This is a genomic window from Deltaproteobacteria bacterium (genome assembly GCA_028818775.1).
GTDB lineage: Bacteria > Desulfobacterota > Binatia > UBA9968 > JAJDTQ01 > JAJDTQ01.
This window is the reverse complement of record JAPPNE010000025.1, coordinates 1-16,738: the sequence shown is the minus strand read 5'-3', so window position 1 is coordinate 16,738 and position 16,738 is coordinate 1. Positions and strand designations below refer to the sequence as shown.

Sequence of the window (16,738 nt, the reverse complement as noted above, 5' to 3'; positions counted from 1 at the left end):
GAACGATCCACCACTCGAGGAAAATCAGACGCCTCCTTCCCCGGGTGTGATGTCGGTGCGCCCACGCTCCCCGGCAAGGATTCGGAATACGAAGCCCAGACCTAGCCACGCGGCACCGATGGGGATGATGACCAGAACCGGGAACTTCGGGAAGTTGAGGGCGGTGGAGAAGCGGTAGCCGTTCTCGAACGCGTGCCACGCCACCGCCCACGCCTGCCACGTCAGCACCGCGCAGTAGATCAGTCCCAGGATGTCCGTTACGACCCGCAGCCGGCGTTGCTTCGCCGGTTCGAGACGCACGGTCAGGAGCTCGACCTTTACGTGATGGTCGTTCATGAGGATCCAGGCGGCCGGAACGAACGTGAGGTACACCAACAGGTATTCGTTCATGTCGATGACCCAGATCGTAGGCGCGTGGAAGATGAGGCGGGCAAAGACGTCGTACAGAATGGACACCGTCATCACCACCACGAAGGCGGCAGAGACGGTACTGAGCACACGGTTCGCCTTGTCGAAGGCGAGGCTCAGGTTTTGCAACATGGGGTGAGTCGTGAGCGGCAGCCGCCGGTCCGTCGCATCACACGGACCGGCGGCCGCCGCGTTCACGTCCGGTGCGCCCGGATCAGTTGTAGGGCGCCAGGGCCTTCTGGAGCCGCGCTCCGAAGTCCGGCGATTGCTTGAGCAGATCCGCCCAGTAGGCGTTGCGGGCGTCGGCAAGGCGCTTCTTCGCCGCGTCGTCCACTTCGATGATCTTCATGCCGTTGGCTTGCAGCTTCTTGATCGAGTTCTGGTCGGACTGGTGGTAGTAGTTGAGCACCTCCGCCTCCATCGCGCGGGACGTGTCCGTGAGCAACGTCTTCACGGCATCCGGCCACTTGTCCCAAGCGCGCGTTGCGACATAGATGCCGCCCGGCGAGAGTTGGATGGGCGTGGCGATCATCGCCTTGTAGACGTCCCGTTCGCCGAAGCTCCAGGCATCGTCGGGGGCTCGGTAGGCGCCGTCCACGACGCCGCGCTGGAGCGCCGTGTAGAGCTCGTTGGCCGGGATGGTCTGCGGCGACCCTCCGAGAAACTGGATGGCGCGGGCGTCCTGGGCACCGGAGGCCCGGATGCGTTTGCCCTTGAGACCGTCCAGGCTGTCGATGGGCTTGGCCATGAGGAAGCGGAAACCGGTGCCGCCCACGGTGATGCCGACGAAGCGGACGGAGGACTTCTTGGCGTAGGCTTCGTTGATGATGTCGAGGGCGCCGCTGTTGCGCAAGGCCTCCAGGTAGCGCTTCAGATTGGTCGGCGCGATAAGGTACATGGCCGCGGCCTCAATGGTCTCGCCCACGTAGTACGCGCCCGCCGAGTGCGTCATGTCCGCGATGCCGGTGCGCAGGGCCTGAAGCTGCTCGAATGCGGGGGCCACCTCGGGTCCGCCCAGGAGGCGGATCTGCACCACGCCCTTGCCCTTTTCGTTTACGCGCTCAATGTACTTCTTGTACATCAGGTCGCAGTTGCAGCTCAGCGGCCACGCCGCGATGGCGCGGATCACCACCTCCTTGGCGTCCGCCGGCGTGGCGGCGGTTATGGTCCACAGGGGGACGGCGAGCAACAGAGCCAGCACCGAGACTCTCGTCAGGGACTTCATACGCATCGGTCACCTCCGGTGTGCTGCCGGGGAACGCTTCCCCGGAATGGATGTGCCGTATCGGACGATACGGTTATGAGATCGCCTCGTAGGGGTAGCGCTTCACCTTCTCCATGTTCCTGCCCTCGATGCGGATCAGCTTGGTGGTGTCGGCGCGCCAGGGCGAGTGGAGGTCCCCTTCGTTGTACAGGTGGGCCATGCCGCGCTTGAGGGTATAGGTGCGCAGCTTGCGGGCCTTGCCCTTCTTCCCGTCGCTTGCGGGCTCGATCTTCTCCCAGTCGGTCATCTCGGTCTCGCCCGAGGCCTGGCCGTAGATGGCCCACGCCGGACCATGGTCGTGGGGATTGCTGCCCTTGGCCCCCTTGTTGTGGTGCGCGAGGATGCAGAAGCCGAGTTCCTCGTCCTCGTAGATCACCTTCCGCTCCGGCTGCTCCTCCTCGATGTGCTCGGCAATGAATTCATCGTCCTTGCAGACCTCTGCGACCAGCGCGACCACCTTCTCGCGCCCCTCGGGGCCGGGCTCCGCCTTGAGAATGCGATGACACTCTGCCGCGAACTGTTCCAACGTATGGCTCATGATACGACTCCTCCTGACAATGTACTTCGGGACATTTCCCCGAGAATTCGCAGTGATGGAACCCTTCTACGCTTTCCCTTGCGATGGTGTCAAGCTACTCCGTCCACCCCACGATGGGCGTGAACAGGTCCTCCAGGGCGGGCCTGGGCTCCGCCACGAACCCTTGCTCCACGAGGTACTGCATGAACGTCTCAAGGTTGGCCCGATTGGCCTCCACCCCGTAAGGGTAGGGGTCGCCGCCGAAAAGCTCCCGGATCTCGTCCACCTCGGCGTTGAGCCACGGGACCATGTACAGCATGGCGCCGGTGAAGCTCATGTGCTTCAGCACCCATGCCTTGGCCGCCTGGAAGGCCTTGAACATGCTCTCGGCGATCCACGGGTGCCGTTCATGAAGCTCCTCGCGCATGACGATGGTGTGCATGATGGGAAAGATGCCGGTGGCCTGGAAGTACTCCCGTTCGGCCCGGCGGTAGTCCGGGAAAAGCCTGCCGACGGCCGGATTCTTGCCCAGCGAATCCGGCTGCCGGGCACCGAGATACGCGGCGATGGCGCCCTCCGCCAGCAGGTCGTTGATGGACTTGTCCGCCGGGGCCGGCTCGAGATCCAGGTCGCCCAACGGCCTCAGGTCCACCTCGCCGTCCGGCGGCCGCGGCGCGTTGACCCCGCCCTCGACCCAGCGGATGCTGGACAGGTCGACGCCGTGCCGGTGCTGCAGGATGCCACGGATCCACACGGCCGCGGTCTGGCCGTACTCCTGCACGCCCACGCGCTTGCCGTTGATGTCCGCGGGTTCGGTGATGCCCTGTTCGCGGTTGACGTACACGTACGCGTGGCGGAAGAGCCGCGACGGGAACACCGGCAGCGCGATGAACGGGAACGATCCGCGCGCGCGCCGGGTGAGATAGGTGGACAGCGACATCTCGCACAGGTCGAAGGCCCGGGTCTTCATCATGCGGGTGAAGATCTCCGGCGGCGACTGGATCTGCAGGCAGGTGACGTCGATGCCCTCGGGCCGTACCTCGCCCTTGGCGATGGCTTCGACGCGGTCGTACGGCCCGGTGGCCAGGGTCAATGAAAGATTTCCCAAGGTCGTTTCCTCCGTGGTAGGTTCAAGACGAAACCATTCAGGATCGGGGGCATCGCCGCCGAAAGGCCGATGCATCGGGCAGGGATCGATGGCCGTAGCCGAATCGTCGCGCCAAGTGCCGGATCATCACGAACTCGTCGGACGGTTGAGCCGCGAGCAGCGGCTCGACCTGCTGCAGCGTTCCGATGTCAAGGGCCTTCTCCACCTCTCGGGCCATCTGGGGGCGCTCGGGGTGACCGGTTCCCTCATCGCGTTCGAGGCGCCTGGGTGGCCGGTCCTGCTGCCGCTTCACGGTATCCTGCTGGTCTTCCTGTTCTGCCTGCAGCACGAGGCGGTGCACAAGACGCCGTTCCGCAGCGCCGGGCTCAACGCGGCCGCGGCTTGGGGCGCCGGAGTCGTCCGTCTGCTGCCGCCGGTCTGGTTTCAACATTTCCACATGGACCACCACCGCTACACCCATGATCCGGTCCGCGACCCGGAGCTGGCTCGGCCGCTGCCGCGGTCGAAGGCCGGTCTCGCCTGGCATCTTGCTGGCGGTCCCTATTGGACCGGCCAGTTGCGCACGCTCGCCGTCAACGCCGCCGGCTTGAACCGCGACGCCTTCGTTCCGCCACCGGCCCGCGCCCAGGTGGCGCGGGAAGCCCGGTGGTTCCTCGCGATCTACGTCGTGGCGGCAGGTGTCTCGATCCTCTTCGGCAACGCGGTGCTGTTGTGGTTGTGGCTCTTGCCCGTGCTTCTGGGCGAGCCTTTTCTGCGCATCTACCTGCTGGCCGAGCACACCGGGTGCCCGCACGTGCCCAACATGCTGGATAACACGCGCACGACTCTGACGACGATGCCGGTGCGCTTCATCGCCTGGAACATGCCCTTCCACGTCGAGCACCATGCCTATCCGGCCGTGCCGTTCCATAGGTTGCCGGCGTTCCACGACGTTCTTCGGGACCATCTGACCGTCACGGCCAACGGATACACCGCCGCAACCCGGGCCGCCACCGCCGCCGCCCTGCGCGGCGGGGCGTGACGGCGGGATGACGTCCAAACCCTGCGTAGTCCCGCGATCGTCCTCCGGTGGTCCCCGAACAGTGATCTTGCACCCACCTTGCCCCGGATGACGCCGTTTGGCACCGGTCCTTTCCAGCGGTTATGCTGCGGTGCACGTGCAGCGACGTCCACGGAATCGGACGAAGCATTTCAAAGTGCGGCGGAATCCGCAAGGTACAGCCTCGAACGGAAGGGGTCATCCATGCAGATGCAGTTCAGTCTTCACAGTCCCAACGGCGGCCTGAAGGAAGCGGCGCGGATCCGCGAGCGCGTGGTGCGCGCGGAGCAGCTCGGCTTCGAGGGCATCTACCTCGGGTGCAGCCAGCTCAGCACCCCGGAACCGTTCCAGATCCTGGCCTGTTGCGCGGTGGCCACGAATCGTTTGAAGCTCGGCACGGCCGTCACCAACATGGTCTACCAGGACCCCACCGTTTTGGCGGGCTCGGCCGCGACCCTGAGCGACATCTCCGACGGCCGCGCGGTGCTCGGCCTCGGCACCGGCGACGGCCCGGTGTATGCCATGGGCCGGAGGGCCACCCGGCTGAAGGAGTTCGAGGAGGGCGTACGCACCATCCGCAACGTCCTCCAGGGCGGCGAGCTGGTGACCCCGAACAACCGCGTGAGCGTGAACTACCGCATGCTGCCGACGCCCGTGTACCTGTCCATGGAGGGACCCAAGGGCCTGCGGCTGGCGGGACGGGTGGCCGACGGCGTCTTCCTCGGGAGTGGCGTGGAGCCCCGCGCGGTGAGCTGGGCGCTTACGCGCATCGCCGAGGGCGCCGCCGAGGCCGGACGCTCGCCCGACGAGATCGCCACCTTGGCCTGCGGCATGGTGTGCATCAAGGACGACGGCGACGAGGCGCGCCAAATCGTGCGCCGCCGCCTCGCCAACCGGGCGCACCACAACTTCCAGTCCACCCTTGAGACCGTGCCCGAGGAAGAGATGGAGAGCATCCGGAAGTTCATGGGGGCCTTCGACCAGTCCAAGCCCATGGAAGAACGCTCCGACCCGGCGTTGATCACCGACTATCTCGTGCGCCGCTTCGCCATCGCCGGCACCCCCAGGGAGTGCATCGAGCGCCTGGAGGAGTTGGCGGATGCCGGCGTCGGCGGCGTCATGCTGACACCCGCGCGACGCGTGTACGAGGAGACCGTGGAGGCTTTGGCCGAGAAGGTGATGCCGGCGTTCGGAGCGTAGCGCTGTGACTCCAAGCCTATGCGATTCTACGTCAATATCCTCTCCACCTACTTTCCGGACCTGGACCCGCCCTACGAGGTCTACTACCGGCAGATGCTGGAGCAGATCGAGCTGGCCGAAGAGCTGGGGTTCGAGTGCTTCATGTTCAACGAGCACCACTTCCTGGGTTACGGTGGCCTCGTCGCCAATCCGGCGGTGATGCTGGCGGCCGCCGCTACCCGTACGTCGCGCATCCGCCTGGGTCCGTGCATTGCCATCTTGAGCGTGCGTCACCCGCTGCAGGTGGCCGAGGATTACGCCATGGTGGACGCCATTTCCGGCGGCCGGCTGGAGTTCGGCATCGGGCTGGGCAATACGGCGCTGGACTACCGCGTCTTCGAGACGCCGCAGGAGGAAGGACGGGCGCGCTACCAGGAGGCGCATGACATCATCGTCAAGGCGTGGACCCAGGAGCGCTTCAGCCACGAAGGGGAGTTCTGGAAGTTCGAGGAGATCACGCTCTACCCCCGGCCCGTGCAGCAGCCGCTGCCGCTCACCTGGGTGGCGGGTACCTCGCCGGAGGGACTGGGGTGGGCCGGGCGGAACGGCTACCACATCATGACCGTCGGCCATCCCCATCCGCCCGACAAGGTGGGCGCGGGGGTGCAGGCCTGGCGCGAGGGCTTGGCGGCAACGGGCCGCGACCCGGCGGACTACCACTGCCAGTACCACCTGCGCACCTACGTCAACGAGAACGCCATGATCGCCCGGGAGACCGGAGAGAAGGCCATCGACCGCTACGAGGCCATCTCAAGGATCCAGCGCAAGGCGCCGCCTCCACCGGGTTTCGTCTACGACTGGAAGGGCATGCTGGAAACCGGCCGCAACCTCTACGGCACGCCGGAGCAGTGCATCGAGATCATCAAGCACGCCTCGCGCCACTACCACTTCGACACCCTCACCCACAACTTCAACTTCGGCGGACTCCCGCACGAGGAAGTGAAGAAGTCCATGCGCCTCTTCGCGCACGAAGTCATGCCGGCGTTCCGGTAGCGCGGTGGCGCTATCACATCTGGCAACCGTTGATGCACCGCGTGGGTTCCTGGCTGGTTGTGTTGCCAGAAGTGGAACTTGTGATATAGCGAGAGCGCAACTTTCTATTTCGGGAATTCCAACGAGGAGCACCGCCAATGAACACCGGAAAACTGTTCACCAAGGCATGCATGATTCTCTTTGTCAGCCTGTTCGCATTGGCCGGGGTCTTTTCCGATGGCCGTTCCGCCTTGGCGCAGTCGGATGGGTTGCCTGACTGGGCGCAACCTTGTGGCTCCCCGCCGACCGGCGTCGACTTCGACGCGCTCGCACCCAGCACTACGGCGCAAGGGGCGGCAGCCGATCCCGGCCTCCTGGACGACTTCGCGCTGGCCGCGAGAGATCAGTTCGGACGGACAGACGTGTCTACGGAAGCATCGTTGTACATCGGTTGTCTCCTCAGGCAGGAGGGGAGCTTTTGGTATTCCGGTGCTACCTACGTTGTGACACTGACAGTCGACGGCAGGGTGTTCGTTCACGCAAAGAATATGGCATTGTCGGGTGGGCAACTTAACCAAGGGATTTATCTGGCGATTCTTCAGGCATTGGGAATCGACCTGACCGTCCTGACCGACCCTGTCACCGCTCTGGCCGCCTTCCGTGCAGCCGCATCCGGAAATGGTGGCGCATTCGACGTACCCGGCTTTCCCGGTGCCTCCGGCTATGCCGCCGTATATTTGTCGGGCAACTTCAGGGTTCCGTTCGTGCAGCTCGTCGGATTCGATCTCGACACCCCTCACTTGGTTGATGAATCAATCGATTATGGCGACCCGGCCACTACGGCGCAGGACGTGGTGGACCGCAAGACCTTGAAGGCCTTCGTCACGCAAGCGGGGGAGTACGTGCTCCGACTCCAAACGTCGGGTAACGTCGCCGATTCCTCGAAAGCCAGGATCGCTCTGCGGGATCCGAACGGGCCCTGGAGACATGGTAACGTATATCTCTACGTCCTGGACCTCACCACCAACGTAATCCTGTTTCACGGAGCGAATCCGGACAGATACGAGTTGCGGCCTCTGATACCGCGTCAACGAGACGTCGTGACCGGGGAACTTATTCTACAGCAAGTTCTCGACGCGGCGAAAGACAGCCCCGAAGGGGGCTTCGTGGAGTATTACCTGGACGATCCCACTGACGACACCGACAGCGCCGACATCCCCAAGGTGGGTTACGCGCGCCAGTTCTCCGGCCAAATCCCGGGAAGCGGAAGAGACGTAGACTTCATCATCGGGTCAGGATTTTACCAGAGCTCACCCAATGTGGTCGCCGCGCGCCAGAGCACGGCCGTCAAGTCCGTGCTGCCCCAGGTCATGCGGGCCATGACCGCCAGCACGGTTGATGCCGTATCCCGCCGTATCCAGCGGGTGACCGCCGACACCGAGGCGGCCAAGGGATTCACCCTCGGCGGCACCTCGAAGTTCTCCGATGTTCTCCTGACGAACGCGCGGGCGCTGCAGAACGGCACGTTCGACCTCGGCCGTCTGCTCGCGGGTTCGTCCTTCACCCTGCCGCTCAACGCGATGGGCACGGGTGGCCTGCTGGGCAACTTGGCTTTCTGGGGAGGCGGCGACTACCGCAACTTCTCCGGCGGCAAGCCGGAGACCATGGACTACGATGGCAACGTGTTGAGCGCCAACCTCGGGGTCGACACCAGGCTGAGCGACGACTTGCTGGCGGGGCTGTCGTTGGCGTGGGCGCGAGGAACGGTGGATTACTCGGCCTCTCGGGCGAAGGGCGAGTCCGAGACCACGGTAACCAGCGTCAACCCGTACGTGGGCTGGCAGTCCCCGGGGGGCATGAACCTGTGGGCCACGGTGGGGTATGGCTGGGGCGAGGTGGCGATCGACGATTCGGGGGGCACGCAGGCGAGCGACCTGACACAGCGGATGGTGGCGGCCGGGGTGAACGGACCTCTAGTATCCAGCGATGAGGTGATCGGAGGCGGGACCACGAGCCTGCGTCTGAAAGGCGAGACCGCGTTCTCGTGGGCCGATATCGACGGCTCCGGGACTCTTGAGAGCACGACGTTGAGTGTCAGCCGCCAGCGCCTGATGTTGGAAGGGGTGCACGAGCGGAAGCTTGACTCGGGGGCGACGTTCACGCCGTCCATCGAGGTGGGCATGCGCTACGACGGCGGGGACGGCGACACGGGCGGCAGCGTCGAGACCGGGGGCGGGCTGCGCTTTGCCGACACGGCATTGGGGCTGACGCTGGAAGGCCGGGCCCGGATGCTGTTCGCCCATAGTGGCGACTACGAGGAGTGGGGCGTGAGCGGGTTGGTGCGGCTTGACCCGGGCGAGGCGGGTCTTGGGTTTGCGCTGAGCCTGCGGCCGGCCTGGGGCCAGACAGCGGGCGGCGTGCAACGGTTGTGGAACACCGGGGTCACCGGCCTGGCGGCCGACGATCAAACGGGGCGCGTCCATGCGCGGATCGCCTATGGATTCGGCACCTCGTGGGGCGGCCGGGGGGTGCTGACGCCCTACAGCGACGTGTCGCTCTCCGGCGCAGGGTCACGGCGGCTGAGTCTGGGCGGGCAGTTCAAGATGGGGTCGTCGGTCACGATGACCCTGGAAGGAATGCACAGCAATCCGGTGCGCGGTGGCGCCAACCACGGCGTCATGCTGAGCGGCCACCTAAGTTGGTAGCACTCGCGGCTTGCCGTGCCGGGAAGAAGCGGGAGGGGCAAGCCTTTTCCCTTGACAGTGTGTCCGGCCGCGGCTTTTCGGGAGACGGGCGGTTGCCGCGGTTGTTATCGTTCTATAGGTTGACCCGCGCCATGCCGTCGGGCGGATAGCGGTCGCCCGCGGCCGCGCCCGGCGGGAACGCGGCGTCCAGAGCGGCGAGGTCCTCGGCCGTGAGTGTGACGTCCAGGGCCTTGAGGTTCTCCTCCAGGTGGGTGCGGCGCTTGCAGCCGGGGATGGGAAACACGTTGCCGCCCTGCGCCAGCACCCAGGCGATGCAGATCTGGGCCGGCGTCGCCCCGTGGGTGCCGGCGACCCTGCGGATGGCCGCCACACGCGCTCGGTTGGCGGCGGCATTCTCGTCCGAGAAGCGCGGGAACTTGTGGCGCGTGTCGCCGTCCTCCAGCGCGCCGCGGCCGCCCACCGTCCCGGCCAGGAAGCCGTATCCGAGCGGCGCGTAGGCCATCAACCCCAGTCCCAGCTCGTCGCACGCTTGGAGGTGCCCACCTTCAACGTCCCGGGTCCACAGTGAGTACTCGTACTGCAGCGACACCAGTGGATGCACCTTCATGGCTCGGCGCAGGGTGCCGGGCGCGGCTTCAGACAGGCTGATGAAGCGTGTCTTGCCGTCCTCCACCAGCCTGGCCATGGCGCCCACCGACTCTTCGATGGGTACGGTGGGATCCACGCGGGACAGGCAGAACGCATCCAGCGTCTCGATGCCGAGATTCCCGAGGCTGGTCTCGCAGATCTCGCGCAACCGGTCGGGCGTGCCGCTGCCTTGGGCTACCGACGCGCCGTCGTTGGCGCGGATGGTGCCGGTCTTGGAGTGGATGAAGACCTTGTCGCGCTTCCCGCCCTTGAGGGCTTGGCCGATGAGCCGGTGGTTGTGCCCCTGGCCGTAGCTGGCGGAAGTATCCAGCAGCGTGACGCCGAGATCGATGGCCCGCTGGATCGTAGCGATGGATTCCGCGTCATCGGCCGCGCCGTACGCCCCCGACATGGAGAAGCAGCCGAGTCCGATGCGCGATAGTCTCTCGCCGGTATTGCCGAAGATGGCGGTTTCCATGGGATGATCCTGCGCTGCCGGTGAGTCGCGCGTTCCGGTGTGCCCGTGTCCGGGCGCCCTACAGATCCAGCGTGCTGGGCGCGAAGACCTCCTCCAGCGCGAGCTTCCTCGAGGTGAGCTTCTGCTCGAACGAGTAGTCGATGAGGGTCTCCAGCATGGCGGCGTTGTCCCGGATGCCGTAGGGGAAGGGATCCCGGCCGACGGCGGCGCGGGTCTGCTCCAGGTACTGCGGACCGAAGAAGAGGTCCGAAGGAATGGCCTGTGGTAGTTGTTGCAGCCAGTGCTCCTTGGCCTTGGCGAAGGCCGCGTAGAGGTTGAAGGCGAGCCAGGGGTGCTTCTCGTGCACGTCGCCGCGGATCACGTAGCAGTGGTTGATGGGCACGAAGCCGTGGTCCTCCACGTAGCGCCGGCCCTCCGCCATCATGTCCGGAAACAGCGGCCGCACGGCTTCGGCGTCACCCTCGCGGCGATTGTGGGTGGAGCGGTCGATGACGTTGCGCTCGGCGTGGAAGGCGCTCAGAATCATGGCCGTATCGAGCTCCCGGTCCACCAGCATGGAGATCAGGCTCTTGTCCTTGGGGATGCGGTGGAAGCGGATTCCCTCCGGCGGGGTAAAACCGGTGGCGCCGCCGTGGCTCAACTCCTCGCTACGCTCCATGTACCAGTCCACGCCGTACTGGGAAACGCCGAAGTCGTGCTCCAGGGTGCCCCGGGTCCACAGCGCCGCGGTCTGCTGGTACTCGCCCACGCCGATGCGCTTGCCCGCCAGTTCGCTCGCGTGCTCGATGCCGGACTCCTTGTGGACGTAAAGCGCCAGGTGCATGAAGCGGCGCGACGGGAACACGGGGATGGCCACCATGTCGTGCCCCCGCGACTTGGCGATGAGCAGGGAGGACATGGACATCTCGGCGACCTCGAACTCGCCGAACCTGAGCTGCCGCCAGAAGGTCTCGGACGGATTCGAGTGGGTCCAGACCAAGTCGACACCTTCCACGGGGATGGTGCCGTCGAGGAGAGGGGCGATGCGTTCGTATCTGGCGGAGACGAGGCTGAGTTGAAGCTTCTTCATGTGAGTAAGTCCGGGTTGACGTGGACGTCCGGGGTAGGCGGTTTCAGCGGGTGTCGGTCGGACCGGGAACGGACGGCGTCCAGCGGTCCGTCCCGGTCCGACGCAGTTTGTGAACTACTGCGCCGTCACGCAGGCGGTGAGCACGGACGGAATCTCCGCCAGCACCGGTTCCCAGGAGTCGCCGCGGTCGCGGGTGACGTAGAGGGCGCCAAGGCCCCGGTCCTTGGGGTCGAAGCCGAAGCCGCGCGAGCCGTCTCCCATGGCGGCGAACACCGTGTTGGCATCTTCAGGGTGGCGCTGCAGCGTCCACGGCATATACGGCATCATCTCGGCCAGACCGTTGGTGGCGGTGCGCCAGGACGCGCCTTCGTCATCGCTCAGCATGATCACCCCGTGGGGATGGGTGCTCTCGCCGCGCCAGACCCCGGGGGAGCCGCGCCCGCCGCACACCATCATCCGCGGCGTGTCGCCCGGCAGGAAGAACCAGTCGTGGGTGTAGCTGTACTTCTCGGTGTAGCCCCACGGCATGCCGTCCTCGACCCGGCGCCACTGCCGCCCGCGGTCGTCGCTGCGGAAGAAGCCCCGGGCGCACGACACGTAATAGCGGTCCTTGCTTCCCGGGTAGTTGTAGATGTGGTGCATGTCGAGGTAGTCGATGCCGCTGCTGGCGTCCTCCCAGGTCTTGCCCCGGTCCTCGCTGCGCACGACGCCGCCATGTTCCAGCGTCAACAGGAGCAGGTCCGGGTCGTCCGGATGGATCAAAATGTTGCAGACGTGGGGGAACTGAATGCCGACGTACGGCCCCGGAACGCACCATTGGTTCCGGACCTCCTCGGGCATCTGCTGCAGGCTTTCCAGGTTTTCCCAGGTGTCGCCGCCGTCCTCGCTGCGCATGAGCTGCACTGGACCGAGGCCGGCATAGACAACGCGGTCGTCGTGGGGGTCCACCGCGAAGCAGCGGGTGTCGCCGTCGAGGACCTTCTTCCAACTCCTGCCCGCGTCGTCGGTGCGGTAAGCGCCGTCGAAGGGCACGGCGGCGAAAACGCGCTCGGGCCGGGTCCTGCAGGCCCCCAGGCCGTCCACGGTCTGCCCGGGAAAATGTTCGGCGCACGTCTCGAGTCCACCGCCGTGGTCCTCGTAGACGGTGAGCCCGCCGTTGAACGCCACGTAATAGCGGAGTGAATCACCCATCGTTCTCTCCTCCTTTGCGTTTCCGATCTAGCGCGGCGCCACCAGAATCTCCTCCCGCGGGAAGTGGTCCATGATCTCGGCGCCGTCCTTGGTCACCACCACCATGTTCTCCAGCCGCACGCCGCCCACGCGGGTCTCGCCCTCTCGGCTCTCGATGGCGATGGTCATGCCCTCCTCGAACACCTGCGGGTAGTTCAGCGACCACTGGCGGTTGATGATCGGGATGTCGTAGTTGGTGCTTCCCTGGGTGAGACCGATACCGTGGCCGATCTCGCTGGCCAGCACCTCGCACTCCTCGTCGTAGCCCCAGCTCGACGCCGGCGGGAAGTGCTTGGCGGCATCGGCGGTGGTGGCGCCGGGCTTGATGGCGTCGATGACGCCGTCGATGCTGTCCTTGACGCGCTTGTACCAGTCCAGTTCCTTGGCGTTGGGCTTCCTGCCCACGATGAAGGTCCGGTAGGTGCAGGTGGCGTAGCCCTGGTAGGTGAGGCCGCAGAGCGAGCCGTATAAGAGGTCGCCCGTTTGCAACAGCCGGCTGGACTGATGGAAGCCGCGGTCGAAGGTGCTGGGCCCGGAGCGCCAGCCTCCCGGCGGCGCCGACTCCGCGCCCATGTCGTAGCCTGCCTTGGTGGCGACGCCCGAGAGCTGGGTGTCGCGGACGCCCGGCTTGGCGTTCTCCCAGATGCTGTACCAGACGCCCTCCACGATGGCGGCGGCGGTCTTGAGGCAATCGATCTCGTCGGCGGTCTTGATCTTGCGGATCTCCTTCATCACCAGGCTGAAGTCCACCAGGTTCTTGACGCCGGCGTTGGTGAGGGCCTCCCGGGCGATGCCGTCGAAGGCGCTGAAGCCGATCTTCTCGTTCAGGAGCCCGCGGCTCTTGAGCTCGTCGTGGATGTCGGCGGCGAACTGCCGGGCCTCGTCCTTGGCCGCCTCGATGCCGCAGGCCGCGGTCAGCCATGCACGCGCCGGCCGCCACTCGGTGATCCAGGGCGCCTGGTCCGGCATCTGGTGGAAGTGGCCGCTGTGCTCGTACATCACCGGGTCGTGGTCGGCGAAGAACAACGTGTAGCGGCACATGGGATAGTTGAACCCCTTGAGGCCGGTGAGGTAGCGGATGTTCGCGGAGTTGGCTTCCAGCAGCGCCGGTATGCCGTGCTCGCGCATGATCCGCTTGGCCCGCTCGGCCCGCTCCCGGCGCATGCGGTCGGTGTTGAGACGCTCCTGCCAGTCCGATACCTCGTTGCCGTAGATGAGCTTGGATGCGTACTGCGGTGCCATGAAAGAAACCTCCTTTGGTGGCCGCGGGAACCAGGAGTCTGTCCGATGAGGGCGGGTCGGAAACCCGCCCCTACATGGCCACATGAGCCGGACCTTGTCAAGGTTCGGCCGGGGTAATAGGATGGGCGGAAGCCCCAAGCGGCGGCAGCGTTCACGGGAAGGAGACGAGGGAAGATGAGCAACTACCGCGCCGTCGATGCGGACGGCCACGTGATGGAGCATCCCGCGGAGATCAAGGAGTTCTTCGAGCCGCCCTACAACCAACTGCCCTGGACCGTCTACTCGCTGTTTCCGAGCGTGGACGGCTTCGTCCGCGGCTTCTCGCGTCTGACCGAGGAGGACGATCCGAACGCCGAGCGCTGGGTGGAGTTTCTCGACCGCTGCGGCATCGAGACCTCCTATCTGTATCCGTCGGTGGGCCTCGCCAGCGGCATGATCCAGGACCGGGACTATGCCGCGGCCATCGCACGGGCCTACAACCGCTGGGTGCACGCGAAGTTCATGCAGGCCAGCGAGCGCCTGCGCGCGGTGGCGCTGATCCCGGCCCAGAACATACCGGAAGCCGTGACCGAGCTTCGCGCCGCGGTGACCGAGCTGGGCATGCCCGGCGCCATGCTGCCGTCGGTCACGGCCGCCGGCAAGCATTACGGCCACCGCGACTTCGACCCCCTCTACGAGGAAGCCCAGCGGCTCGGCTGCTGCCTGGCCATCCACGGCGCCGTGAGCCAGCGCATCGGCATCGACAACTCCGACAACCTCTTCAAGACCCACACGCTGGAACACCCGTTGTCCCAGCTCATCCAGTTCACCGACATGATGACCGAGGGCGTGTTTGAGCGTTTTCCCGACCTGCGCTTCGCCTTCCTGGAAGCGGGCGCCGGCTGGGTGCCCTACATGATGGACCGCATGGACGAGAACTACGAGCGGCGAAGGCGCTGGTGCCCGGTGCTGACCAAGCGCCCCAGTGACTACGTGCGCGACGGCAACGTCTACTTCAGTTGCGAGGTGGAGGAGAGGACCCTGCCCACCGTACTGCAGCTCGTGGGAGAGGACCGCATCCTCTTCGCCTCCGATTACCCTCACGAGCGCCACAAGGGCGAGTTCTACGGCGACATCGACGAGCTGAGCGCCCGCGAGGACCTCTCGGACACGCAGAAGCACAAGGTGCTCTACGCCAACGCCGAGCGGTTCTACAACGGCTGACGGAAGCAGCCCGGAGGGAAGCCGACAGGAGGAAACCCATCATGCCGAAGGTCTCATCATTGGGCCACGTGGGCCTGCTGGTCCACGACATCGAGCGCTCCAAGGCCTTCTACCGCGACGTGCTGGGCCTGACCGTCAGCGACGAGAGCGAAACCGGCACCGTGTTCATGACCGCCCAGGAGCGCCACCAGGAGCACCACGAGCTGCAGTTGCGCCCCGGCCGGGAAGACGGGCAGGTGGTCTCGCAGATATCCTTCCGGTGCGAGAGCCTCGCCGAGTTGAAGGCCTTCCACCGCGACTTCGTGGAACGCGGCATCGCCATCCAGCACGTCAACAGCCACGGCAACGCCATCGGCATCTATTTCTCCGACCCCGACGGCAACACCGTGGAGGTCTACTGGCCTACCGGCATCGACTGGCCGCAACCGTTCCGCAAGCCGGTGGACCTCACTGCCGCCGACGAGGAGATTCTAGCTAATCTGATCTGACTGACTCGCGCGCCATCGATCTGCGTGTTGAGTGACGGCAACGAAGTAGGCAGCGAGCTCGACTCGGGCATCTATCTGGTTGCTTGTACCGTTAGCTGTACCCCTTCATGTTTCTGGAGCTGGCCGATGATCTCGAACATGTTACGGGCTTGCGGGTTGCCTCCAGGGCCGAACATGCGCAGTAGGCTCTTGGGAGATTTGTCGGTAAGTCCGCCGAGTTCCTGAAAGCCGATGGTTGCGTTGATGTAGTCGCGCAGGACGGCCTTACCAGTGTCTACCTCGCCAGCGAGAAGGCATTCGATTCCCTCGGTGAGGAGTGCCTCCCGAAACGCAGGGTCCCGTTCAACGCGGTCCCGGATGGTTTCCTTGAAATCTCGTGTCAGGACCATCTAGTCCTCCCGTGTTTTACGCTTCTTGTACTCTCGCCATAGCTTTCGGGCGGTTTCGATATCCCTCGGTTGCCGGCGTTTCGTTCCGCCGCCAAGCAGGATGACCCATTCTGTTCCGTCTTTCCCGAAGTAGATCCGATAGCCCGGACCGAAGTCCATACGGTATTCGAAGATTCCGCTCCCGACGCCTTTGACACTCGAGAAGTTCCCCTGCTCCATCCGCACCAACGCGGTGGCGGCTTTCGCGGCAGCGCGCGCGTCAAGGCTTTGAAACCATTCGGCGTAACGGCTGCGCCCGTCTGTATCGATGTATTCTTTGATCTGGGTCATTTACCATTGGTAACTTGTACGTTACCAAAGGTGAGGGATGAAATCAAGTCCGCGGGCCTAGACCTTGGTGGATCAACTCACGAACGCCAGGCTTTCGCCATGACCTCTTTGTTGGTGAGGTCCAGTCCGCCCATTTCTGCAAGCACCCTGACTTCTTGCCGTCGGGCGTTGCTGGACAGGACTTCGCGTAACGCGGCGTCGATGGTCTCTTCGACGGAAGATGTTCCGAGCACGCGGCGCGCCTCCTGGATCAGACGCTTATCAAGGTCGACGGTGATCTTGGGCATGCGCCCATTTTGTATCATTCGACCAACAATTTGTCGATCACTGGCGCAGGTGGGTCGTCGGATTACGCTTCGCCAATCCGACCTACGGGTTACCCGAGAATACGGCTGTGGAGTGGGACCCTGAGCCCCGAAGGGCGCAGGGT

17 protein-coding genes are annotated in these 16,738 nt (G+C 65.1%); 6 read left to right on the top strand and 11 right to left on the bottom strand.

Annotated features, from left to right (window positions below; translation table 11 throughout):
• Nucleotides 1-24: 24 nt before the first annotated feature.
• The 4 genes from OXU42_01970 to OXU42_01955 form a co-directional block, all read right to left on the bottom strand.
• Complete coding sequence (locus tag OXU42_01970; GenBank protein MDE0028156.1) at nucleotides 25-540, bottom strand: TRAP transporter small permease; 516 nt, start codon at nucleotides 538-540, stop codon at nucleotides 25-27.
• An 82-nt stretch (nucleotides 541-622) separates the two neighbouring features.
• Nucleotides 623-1,639: a TRAP transporter substrate-binding protein DctP gene (gene dctP, locus OXU42_01965; GenBank protein ID MDE0028155.1), complete on the bottom strand. Its 1,017-nt coding sequence runs from the start codon at nucleotides 1,637-1,639 to the stop codon at nucleotides 623-625.
• Between the two features lie 67 nt (nucleotides 1,640-1,706).
• A complete protein-coding gene (locus OXU42_01960; GenBank protein MDE0028154.1) occupies nucleotides 1,707-2,210 on the bottom strand; it encodes a hypothetical protein in 504 nt (167 codons plus the stop codon).
• A 94-nt stretch (nucleotides 2,211-2,304) separates the two neighbouring features.
• Complete coding sequence (locus tag OXU42_01955; protein MDE0028153.1) at nucleotides 2,305-3,297, bottom strand: ABC transporter substrate-binding protein; 993 nt, start codon at nucleotides 3,295-3,297, stop codon at nucleotides 2,305-2,307.
• Nucleotides 3,298-3,385: 88 nt separating this feature from the next.
• Here OXU42_01955 and OXU42_01950 point away from each other — a divergent pair, with 88 nt between their 5' ends.
• The 4 genes from OXU42_01950 (at nucleotide 3,386) to OXU42_01935 (ending at nucleotide 9,252) form a co-directional block, all read left to right on the top strand.
• Nucleotides 3,386-4,318, top strand: a complete 933-nt coding sequence (locus tag OXU42_01950) for a fatty acid desaturase (GenBank protein ID MDE0028152.1) — start codon at nucleotides 3,386-3,388, stop codon at nucleotides 4,316-4,318.
• Nucleotides 4,319-4,540: 222 nt separating this feature from the next.
• Nucleotides 4,541-5,536, top strand: a complete 996-nt coding sequence (locus OXU42_01945) for an LLM class flavin-dependent oxidoreductase (GenBank protein ID MDE0028151.1) — start codon at nucleotides 4,541-4,543, stop codon at nucleotides 5,534-5,536.
• Between the two features lie 18 nt (nucleotides 5,537-5,554).
• The gene (locus OXU42_01940) at nucleotides 5,555-6,568 is read left to right on the top strand and encodes an LLM class flavin-dependent oxidoreductase (protein MDE0028150.1); all 1,014 of its coding nucleotides are present in this window, start codon (nucleotides 5,555-5,557) and stop codon (nucleotides 6,566-6,568) included.
• A gap of 137 nt (nucleotides 6,569-6,705) precedes the next feature.
• The gene (locus OXU42_01935; GenBank protein ID MDE0028149.1) at nucleotides 6,706-9,252 is read left to right on the top strand and encodes an autotransporter domain-containing protein; all 2,547 of its coding nucleotides are present in this window, start codon (nucleotides 6,706-6,708) and stop codon (nucleotides 9,250-9,252) included.
• Nucleotides 9,253-9,364: 112 nt separating this feature from the next.
• Here the strand turns inward: OXU42_01935 and OXU42_01930 are convergent, their stop codons facing one another.
• From OXU42_01930 to OXU42_01915, 4 genes are all read right to left on the bottom strand, one after another.
• Nucleotides 9,365-10,357 (bottom strand): aldo/keto reductase, encoded by a 993-nt coding sequence (locus OXU42_01930; protein MDE0028148.1) that lies wholly within the window; start codon nucleotides 10,355-10,357, stop codon nucleotides 9,365-9,367.
• Between the two features lie 58 nt (nucleotides 10,358-10,415).
• Nucleotides 10,416-11,426: a hypothetical protein gene (locus tag OXU42_01925; GenBank protein ID MDE0028147.1), complete on the bottom strand. Its 1,011-nt coding sequence runs from the start codon at nucleotides 11,424-11,426 to the stop codon at nucleotides 10,416-10,418.
• Between the two features lie 114 nt (nucleotides 11,427-11,540).
• Entirely contained in the window at nucleotides 11,541-12,617 is a 1,077-nt protein-coding gene (locus OXU42_01920; protein ID MDE0028146.1) for a hypothetical protein, read from the bottom strand.
• Between the two features lie 27 nt (nucleotides 12,618-12,644).
• Nucleotides 12,645-13,898, bottom strand: a complete 1,254-nt coding sequence (locus OXU42_01915) for a M24 family metallopeptidase (protein ID MDE0028145.1) — start codon at nucleotides 13,896-13,898, stop codon at nucleotides 12,645-12,647.
• Nucleotides 13,899-14,072: 174 nt separating this feature from the next.
• On the opposite strand from OXU42_01915, the gene OXU42_01910 reads away from it, so the two are divergent.
• Entirely contained in the window at nucleotides 14,073-15,101 is a 1,029-nt protein-coding gene (locus tag OXU42_01910; protein MDE0028144.1) for an amidohydrolase family protein, read from the top strand.
• A gap of 41 nt (nucleotides 15,102-15,142) precedes the next feature.
• A complete protein-coding gene (locus OXU42_01905; GenBank protein ID MDE0028143.1) occupies nucleotides 15,143-15,589 on the top strand; it encodes a VOC family protein in 447 nt (148 codons plus the stop codon).
• A 71-nt stretch (nucleotides 15,590-15,660) separates the two neighbouring features.
• Here the strand turns inward: OXU42_01905 and OXU42_01900 are convergent, their stop codons facing one another.
• The 3 genes from OXU42_01900 to OXU42_01890 form a co-directional block, all read right to left on the bottom strand.
• The gene (locus OXU42_01900) at nucleotides 15,661-15,978 is read right to left on the bottom strand and encodes a transcriptional regulator (GenBank protein MDE0028142.1); all 318 of its coding nucleotides are present in this window, start codon (nucleotides 15,976-15,978) and stop codon (nucleotides 15,661-15,663) included.
• Nucleotides 15,979-16,308, bottom strand: coding sequence for a type II toxin-antitoxin system RelE/ParE family toxin (locus tag OXU42_01895; protein ID MDE0028141.1), 330 nt, complete (start codon nucleotides 16,306-16,308; stop codon nucleotides 15,979-15,981).
• 77 nt (nucleotides 16,309-16,385) lie between these two features.
• On the bottom strand, nucleotides 16,386-16,595 hold the full coding sequence (locus OXU42_01890) for a type II toxin-antitoxin system VapB family antitoxin (protein MDE0028140.1): 210 nt from the start codon (nucleotides 16,593-16,595) through the stop codon (nucleotides 16,386-16,388).
• Nucleotides 16,596-16,738 lie beyond the last annotated feature (143 nt).

Coding starts and splice junctions, on each gene's coding strand:
- OXU42_01895 (MDE0028141.1), bottom strand. CDS start 16,308: ATGACCCAGATCAAAGAATACATCGATACAGACGGGCGCAGCCGTTAC.
- OXU42_01970 (MDE0028156.1), bottom strand. CDS start 540: ATGTTGCAAAACCTGAGCCTCGCCTTCGACAAGGCGAACCGTGTGCTC.
- OXU42_01920 (MDE0028146.1), bottom strand. CDS start 12,617: ATGGGTGATTCACTCCGCTATTACGTGGCGTTCAACGGCGGGCTCACC.
- OXU42_01960 (MDE0028154.1), bottom strand. CDS start 2,210: ATGAGCCATACGTTGGAACAGTTCGCGGCAGAGTGTCATCGCATTCTC.
- OXU42_01910 (MDE0028144.1), top strand. CDS start 14,073: ATGAGCAACTACCGCGCCGTCGATGCGGACGGCCACGTGATGGAGCAT.
- OXU42_01940 (MDE0028150.1), top strand. CDS start 5,555: ATGCGATTCTACGTCAATATCCTCTCCACCTACTTTCCGGACCTGGAC.
- OXU42_01915 (MDE0028145.1), bottom strand. CDS start 13,898: ATGGCACCGCAGTACGCATCCAAGCTCATCTACGGCAACGAGGTATCG.
- OXU42_01905 (MDE0028143.1), top strand. CDS start 15,143: ATGCCGAAGGTCTCATCATTGGGCCACGTGGGCCTGCTGGTCCACGAC.
- OXU42_01925 (MDE0028147.1), bottom strand. CDS start 11,426: ATGAAGAAGCTTCAACTCAGCCTCGTCTCCGCCAGATACGAACGCATC.
- OXU42_01890 (MDE0028140.1), bottom strand. CDS start 16,595: ATGCCCAAGATCACCGTCGACCTTGATAAGCGTCTGATCCAGGAGGCG.
- OXU42_01945 (MDE0028151.1), top strand. CDS start 4,541: ATGCAGATGCAGTTCAGTCTTCACAGTCCCAACGGCGGCCTGAAGGAA.
- OXU42_01930 (MDE0028148.1), bottom strand. CDS start 10,357: ATGGAAACCGCCATCTTCGGCAATACCGGCGAGAGACTATCGCGCATC.
- OXU42_01935 (MDE0028149.1), top strand. CDS start 6,706: ATGAACACCGGAAAACTGTTCACCAAGGCATGCATGATTCTCTTTGTC.
- OXU42_01950 (MDE0028152.1), top strand. CDS start 3,386: ATGGCCGTAGCCGAATCGTCGCGCCAAGTGCCGGATCATCACGAACTC.
- OXU42_01900 (MDE0028142.1), bottom strand. CDS start 15,978: ATGGTCCTGACACGAGATTTCAAGGAAACCATCCGGGACCGCGTTGAA.
- dctP (MDE0028155.1), bottom strand. CDS start 1,639: ATGCGTATGAAGTCCCTGACGAGAGTCTCGGTGCTGGCTCTGTTGCTC.